The organism is Paenibacillus sp. MY03 (assembly GCF_002165585.1).
GTDB classification, from domain to species: Bacteria; Bacillota; Bacilli; order Paenibacillales; family Paenibacillaceae; genus Pristimantibacillus; species Pristimantibacillus agaridevorans.
The window spans coordinates 139,816-146,486 of record NZ_MXQD01000030.1 but is presented as its reverse complement, the minus strand read 5'-3'; the positions used below and the strand labels follow the sequence as shown (position 1 = coordinate 146,486).

Below are 6,671 nucleotides of genomic sequence, written 5' to 3'. Positions count from 1 at the left end.
CCCCGGTGCGGAATGGACATCGCCAAGCAGAAGTTGTCGCTCACGCCGACAACCTATCAACTAAACACAAAAACCCCTCACCTATGTCGGCGCCACCGACATTCGGCCTCCAAAACCCATGATTACTCGAAATTATGTCGGTGAGACCGGCATACTGAGCTCCAAATGCACCATTTTCTGCAAATAAGTCGATGAGACCGATTTACGGAGCTCCAAACACACCATTTCTCTTAAATAAGTCGGCGAGACCGACATAGTGAACTCCAAAAGCACCATTTCCCACAAATAAGTCGGCGCCACCGACTTACTGAGCACCAACCGCACCATTTCTCCTAAATAAGTCGGTGAGATCGACGTAATGCGCACCAACCGCATCATTTTCCGCAATTAAGTCGGTTCAACCGACTTACTGAGCACCAACCGCACCATTTCTCCTAAATAAGTCGGTGAGATCGACGTAATGCGCACCAACCGCATCATTTTCCGCAATTAAGTCGGTTCAACCGACTTACTGAGCACCAACCGCACCATTTCTCCTAAATAAGTCGGTGAGATCGACGTAATGCGCACCAACCGCATCATTTTCCGCAATTAAGTCGGTTCAACCGACTTACTGAGCACCAACCGCACCATTTCTCCTAAATAAGTCGGTGAGATCGACGTAATGCGCACCAACCGCATCATTTTCCGCAATTAAGTCGGTTCAACCGACTTACTGAGCTTCAACCGCACCATTTCTCCTAAATAAGTCGGTGAGATCGACGTAATGCGCACCAACCGCATCATTTTCCGCAATTAAGTCGGCGCCACCGACTTACTGAGCTTCAACCGCACCATTTTCTGCAAATAAGTCGGCGCCACCGACATACTGTCCGGACGGCACGAAGGTGACGTTAGAGGAGTATATAATGACTCGTAAAGGCCGGTTGATTGATAACGCACAAGCACCTCATACCATAGACATCACATTCCGGGGAGGAAGCGCCGAATTAATATTTAGAAGATACGAATTGCCTGCCGATCCTGAGAAAAGCCAGTTTGATCCCATTGACGTAATGGTCGGCTACAAATGGGTAGACGAGTCGGTAGCGCAGGAATTTTCTTTTGCGGTAAGGAGCAAGGCTTGGTATTTTAAACTTCCCCCTAATGAACGAGGTCAAAGCCCATGCATGCCTCAAGAGCCCAATTGCGATACGGACTTCGGCATGTTACATTAGCGAGTAGTTGAACTTTACATAGATGGAGGGACTGGGATGGAACAGGAAGTACGGATTGAACGACTCGGTTCGGATCGCTTTGATGAGAGCATGGAGCTGTCGCAATTTGCGTTTCAATATGTACGCTCGGAGCAAGAGCTGGAAGCAGCGAGGGAAAGAGTGGAAGACCAGCCCTCAGACCGCTGGGCCGTTTACGTTGACGATGCCATTGCCGCACAGGCAACGGTGCTGGAGCTGCATACCTATATAGCAGGCAAGCCATTCGCGATGGGAGGACTCGCAGGTGTCGCGACTTGGCCGGAGTATCGTCGGCAGGGCTTCGTCGGCAAGCTGCTGCTGCATTCGCTGGAAGCGATGAAGGAGAAGGGGCAGACGATTTCCTTTCTGCATCCGTTCGAATTCGGCTTCTACCGGAAGTTCGGCTGGGAGATATACACGGAGTACAAGTCATACACATTGCTGCCGAACCAGCTGCCGCCACGTCTCGTAAGTCCCGGACGGGTGGAACGCGTGAACGGCAACGAGCTCCTTTACGAGGTGTATGAGTGCTACGCTGCCCGATACAACGGCTCGCTCAAGCGAGACGAGAAGTGGTGGAAGCACCGGATCAACGTTCAGAATCCAACCAAAAGAGTTATCTATCGAGATGGAGCCGACAGCGTTCAAGGGTATCTCATCTATTCGGTCGCGAACAAGGAGCTGAAGATCAAAGAGCTGATCTGCTTAAACGACGAAGCGAGAGATGCGCTATGGAGTTTTATTGCCCAGCATGACTCCATGATCGACAAAGTGACGCTGCAAGCACCGATCGACGACCATTTGATCGATCTGCTGCCCAATCCGAGGATCAAGCAGGAGGTTGTGCCGTATTTTATGGCGCGGATCGTGGACCTGAGGGGATTCGTCGAACAATATCCGTTCGTGCCGGGCGAAGAGTCGATACGGGTGACGCTGGAGATCACGGACAAGCAGGCTTCTTGGAACGAAGGGACCTTCGAGCTTGTCATCGACGAGACAGGACAGGCGACACTGAACGATGCGACAAGAGGCGAAGCAGAGGGAATGGTAGGGGAACAATCGGAAAAGGGCCTGATCAGGATCGGAATCGGAGCTCTTGCGATGCTGCTGTTAAGCTACCGAACTGGGGCGGAATTATCGGGTTCCAAGCGCATACATGGATCGGCAGATACAATAAATCGCTTACAAGCCAGAATACCCGAACGAACAACGTATCTTCCGGATTATTTCTGAAGATTGAGAACTTTCCGTATTCGGAAGATGAGTGGAATAGTGGGATTTATCGCCTCCTGACGAGCCTTGACAGCCCCTACCCCCTCTGCTAATATTGCAATAATATATTTGAGAGGCACTGAAAATAAGGGAGGAAATTACTCGTGTGGGAAACGAAATTCGCTAAAGAAGGGCTTACGTTCGACGACGTATTGCTTGTTCCGCGCAAATCAGAGGTACTGCCTAGAGAAGTCAACATCTCCGCTCGGTTAAGCGCAGGAATCAAGCTTAACATCCCGCTCATCAGCGCAGGCATGGATACCGTTACGGAAGCTGCTTTGGCGATTGCGATCGCTCGTGAAGGCGGAATCGGTATTATTCATAAGAATATGTCCGTAGCACAGCAAGCGGAAGAGGTAGATCGCGTTAAGCGCTCGGAGAGCGGCGTTATCACGAATCCGTTCTCTCTGACTCCCGATCATCATGTGTACGATGCGGAGGAGCTTATGGGCAAATACCGGATCTCCGGCGTGCCGATCGTCGATGCAGACAAGAAGCTTGTCGGCATTTTGACGAACAGGGATCTGCGCTTTGTTCATGATTATTCCATCAAGATCAGCGATGTGATGACCCGCGAGAACCTTGTGACAGCGCCAGTCGGAACAACACTGCAAGAGGCGGAAGGCATTCTGCAGAAGCATAAGATCGAGAAGCTTCCTCTCGTGGACGAGGAGAACACGCTGAAGGGTCTTATTACGATTAAGGATATCGAGAAGGCGATCCAGTTCCCTAACGCGGCGAAAGATTCGCATGGCAGATTGCTGTGCGGCGCAGCTGTCGGTATCTCCAAGGACACGATGGATCGCGCAGAAGCGCTTGTGAACGCGGGCATCGACGTTCTCGTAGTCGACTCGGCTCACGGCCATCATATTAATATTCTTGAAGCGGTACGCAAGCTGCGTGCCCAATACCCGGATCTGACGATCATTGCGGGTAACGTGGCCACTGGCGAAGCGACTCGCGACCTGATCGAAGCCGGCGCATCCGTGGTCAAGGTTGGCATCGGGCCGGGCTCCATCTGTACGACTCGCGTCATCGCGGGTATCGGCGTACCTCAAATTACGGCGATCTATGATTGCGCGACAGTGGCTCGCGAATACAACGTTCCGATTATCGCGGACGGCGGCATCAAGTACTCCGGCGATATTACGAAGGCTATCGCAGCCGGCGCCAGCGCCATCATGATCGGCAGCCTGTTTGCAGGCACGGCCGAGAGCCCGGGCGAGACGGAGATCTTCCAGGGCCGCAGCTTCAAGGTATACCGCGGCATGGGCTCCCTGGGCGCCATGAAGGAAGGCAGCAAGGACCGTTACTTCCAAGAGAACGAGAACAAGCTTGTTCCGGAAGGCATCGAAGGCCGCGTCCCTTACAAAGGACCGCTTGCCGATACGGTTCACCAGCTGCTCGGCGGACTTCGTTCCGGCATGGGCTACTGCGGAACGTCTTCCCTGGAAGAACTGAAGAACGATACGCAGTTCGTTCGCATTACAGGCTCCGGTCTTCGCGAGAGCCATCCGCATGACGTTCAGATCACGAAGGAAGCGCCTAACTACTCCCTGTAAGGGGCGGTTATCGTCGTTCTTCGATGTTATAGGACAGTCAGCACATCAACGTATTTACAACTGCTACGAACACCCGTCAAACGGGATTCTAACCAGGCAGCTTGGCCATTATGGCTGAGTTGTCTGGTTTATTTTTGTAATAGCGGTTTAGATGAAGGATTCCTCATTCTGCGGGCTTGAACAGAGGTTTAATTATGACGCTCTCCTATGTTACAATTATGAGCGGATAAACCAATGGGGAAATGGGGATACGAGTGTGAAAGTAATGGGAAGGCCGATTCGGTTGTTGTCTGTCGTCGCTGCTTGCCTTGCAGTATGGATCACGGCGTTGTCGCTTGGCGCGTCCACGACGCTTGCCGTCGGGTTCGACAATAGGCCAAGCACGGAAAATTCACTTGGACTTCAAGTTAAGTCCGCTATTTTAATCGAAGCGGAGTCGGGCCAGGTGTTATACGAGGTCAATCCGGATCAACCTTTGCCGATTGCGAGTATGACTAAGCTCATGACGGAGTATATTGTGCTCGAGGAGATCTCTTCGGGTCGCCTGTCCTGGGATCAACCGGTTACGGTAAGTCCTGAGGCTGCCGATACTCATCCATCCGAATCACAAATTTATTTGGCCGCGGGCGATCAGCATACCGTAAAGGAATTATATCTGGCTATGGCCGTTGGTTCGGCCAATGATGCTACGAAGGCATTAGCTACGGTAATTGCGGGCAGTCTGCAAGCTTTCATAGCGAAGATGGAGGAAACAGCGGACAAGCTGGGTCTCGACAGCGCCGTATTCACTAGCGTGACGGGCTTCGAGGATACGACGGTAATGTCGGCCAGCGATGTCGGGAAGCTCGCGCGCATTATTTTGCTCGATCATCCGGAGTTTCTGGAATTCTCCAGCATGCAGAGCTACAAGTTCCGTGAGCGCGATAAGGATCCGATGATCAATATTAACTATATGCTGGGATCCAACGTCAATGTGCCAAGCTTCAAGAGCCTGGCGTATGAAGGCGTGGACGGCATGAAGACCGGCTTTATCAATGCGGCGGGTTATAACTTTACAGGCACGGTAAAGCGCGGCGATATGCGCTATATCAGCGTTGTTATGGATACAAGCACGAAGAACACGCGGTTCTATGAGACGGCGAAGCTGTACAATTACGCGTTTGCCACTTTCGAAAAGAAGACGGTGCTTCCTCCCAAGTCGGTGGTAGAAACGATCGAAACGGTCAAGATTAAGAAGGGCGTGCAGAAGTCGATCCCTGTCGTGACGGAGAAGGACATTACGTTTATGGTGCAGAAGGGCGTAGAGGCCGAGATTGCCATGACGAAGTCGGAGCTGACGCCGGAGAGCGAGCTGGTGGCGCCGATCGCCGCCGGGACTAAGGTCGGCACGGTGACGTACACGTACAAGGATAAGCTGACGGGCAACGACCTGAATTATACGGTTAATCTGATTACGGCGGAAGAGGCCGAGAAGGCGGGCTGGTTTAAGCTGTTCTTCCGTGCAATCGGCGAGTTTTTCGCGAATTTGTTCAACAGCATTCTGGATCTGTTCTAATGAACGAGGCTTGTCTCCTGGACAGGGCTTAATCCGACCCGCTGGCAAGGAATAAAAGCTTGTCGATTGATCGGCATTCCTGTAAAATAAATGGTTAGTACGCTTCGGCATCATACATCCGGCAAGGATGACAAATAGGAGGAAGAAAACTGATGGAAACAGGCACTTCGCGCGTTAAGCGCGGTATGGCAGAGATGCAAAAAGGCGGCGTTATCATGGACGTCATGAACGCCGAGCAAGCTAAGGTCGCGGAAGCGGCCGGCGCTACGGCAGTCATGGCGCTTGAGCGCGTACCTTCGGATATTCGCGCAGCCGGCGGCGTAGCCCGTATGGCTGACCCGACCATCGTAGAAGAGGTTATGAAAGTTGTTTCTATTCCGGTCATGGCGAAGGCGCGGATCGGTCACATCGTAGAAGCAAGAGTACTGGAATCGATGGGCGTAGACTACATCGACGAGAGCGAAGTACTGACTCCTGCCGACGAAGTGTTCCACATCAGCAAAAACGAATTCACGATTCCGTTCGTATGCGGAGCGAAGGACCTCGGCGAGGCGCTTCGCCGTATTCAAGAAGGAGCGGCTATGCTTCGTACGAAGGGTGAGCCGGGAACAGGCAATATCGTAGAAGCTGTTCGCCATCTTCGTCTGATCAACGGTCAAATCCGCAAAGTACAAGCCCTGTCGAAGGACGAGCTGTACCACGAGGCGAAAGTGCTGGGCGTTCCTTACGAGCTTCTGCTCGGCGTACACGAGAGCGGCAAGCTGCCGGTCGTTAACTTCGCCGCAGGCGGCGTAGCGACGCCATCCGATGCGGCTCTGATGATGGAGCTGGGCGCTGACGGCGTATTCGTAGGCTCCGGTATCTTTAAGTCCGACAGCCCCGAGAAGTTCGCTCGCGCGATCGTCGAGGCAACGACTCACTACCAGGACTACAAGCTGATCGCGGAAGTGTCCAAGAATCTGGGCACGCCGATGAAGGGCATTGAGATCTCCAAGCTGGATGCTGCATCCCGTATGCAGGATCGCGGAATTTAATACTGTAACCGGC

The 6,671-nt window shown here is 52.6% G+C and carries 5 protein-coding genes; all 5 read left to right on the top strand.

Features of this window, described 5'->3' with window-relative positions; all coding sequences use genetic code 11:
• The first annotated feature begins 908 nt into the window (after positions 1-908).
• The 5 genes from B1748_RS21610 to pdxS all read left to right on the top strand — a co-directional run bounded on the left by B1748_RS21610 (position 909) and on the right by pdxS (position 6,658).
• Positions 909-1,217 carry a hypothetical protein gene (locus tag B1748_RS21610; RefSeq protein ID WP_087570016.1) on the top strand — a complete coding sequence of 103 codons (309 nt, stop codon included), beginning with the start codon at positions 909-911 and terminating at the stop codon, positions 1,215-1,217.
• Positions 1,218-1,253: 36 nt separating this feature from the next.
• Complete coding sequence (locus B1748_RS21605) at positions 1,254-2,468, top strand: GNAT family N-acetyltransferase (protein WP_087570015.1); 1,215 nt, start codon at positions 1,254-1,256, stop codon at positions 2,466-2,468.
• Between the two features lie 143 nt (positions 2,469-2,611).
• Complete coding sequence (guaB, locus tag B1748_RS21600) at positions 2,612-4,069, top strand: IMP dehydrogenase (RefSeq protein WP_087570014.1); 1,458 nt, start codon at positions 2,612-2,614, stop codon at positions 4,067-4,069.
• A gap of 265 nt (positions 4,070-4,334) precedes the next feature.
• On the top strand, positions 4,335-5,624 hold the full coding sequence (locus tag B1748_RS21595; RefSeq protein ID WP_087570013.1) for a D-alanyl-D-alanine carboxypeptidase family protein: 1,290 nt from the start codon (positions 4,335-4,337) through the stop codon (positions 5,622-5,624).
• Between the two features lie 149 nt (positions 5,625-5,773).
• Positions 5,774-6,658, top strand: coding sequence for a pyridoxal 5'-phosphate synthase lyase subunit PdxS (gene pdxS / locus B1748_RS21590; protein WP_218781650.1), 885 nt, complete (start codon positions 5,774-5,776; stop codon positions 6,656-6,658).
• The last annotated feature ends 13 nt before the right edge of the window (positions 6,659-6,671 follow it).

Excerpts from the sequence above, each read along its gene's own strand:
- B1748_RS21595 (WP_087570013.1), top strand. The coding sequence starts at position 4,335 with ATGGGAAGGCCGATTCGGTTGTTGTCTGTCGTCGCTGCTTGCCTTGCA.
- B1748_RS21605 (WP_087570015.1), top strand. The coding sequence starts at position 1,254 with ATGGAACAGGAAGTACGGATTGAACGACTCGGTTCGGATCGCTTTGAT.
- B1748_RS21610 (WP_087570016.1), top strand. The coding sequence starts at position 909 with ATGACTCGTAAAGGCCGGTTGATTGATAACGCACAAGCACCTCATACC.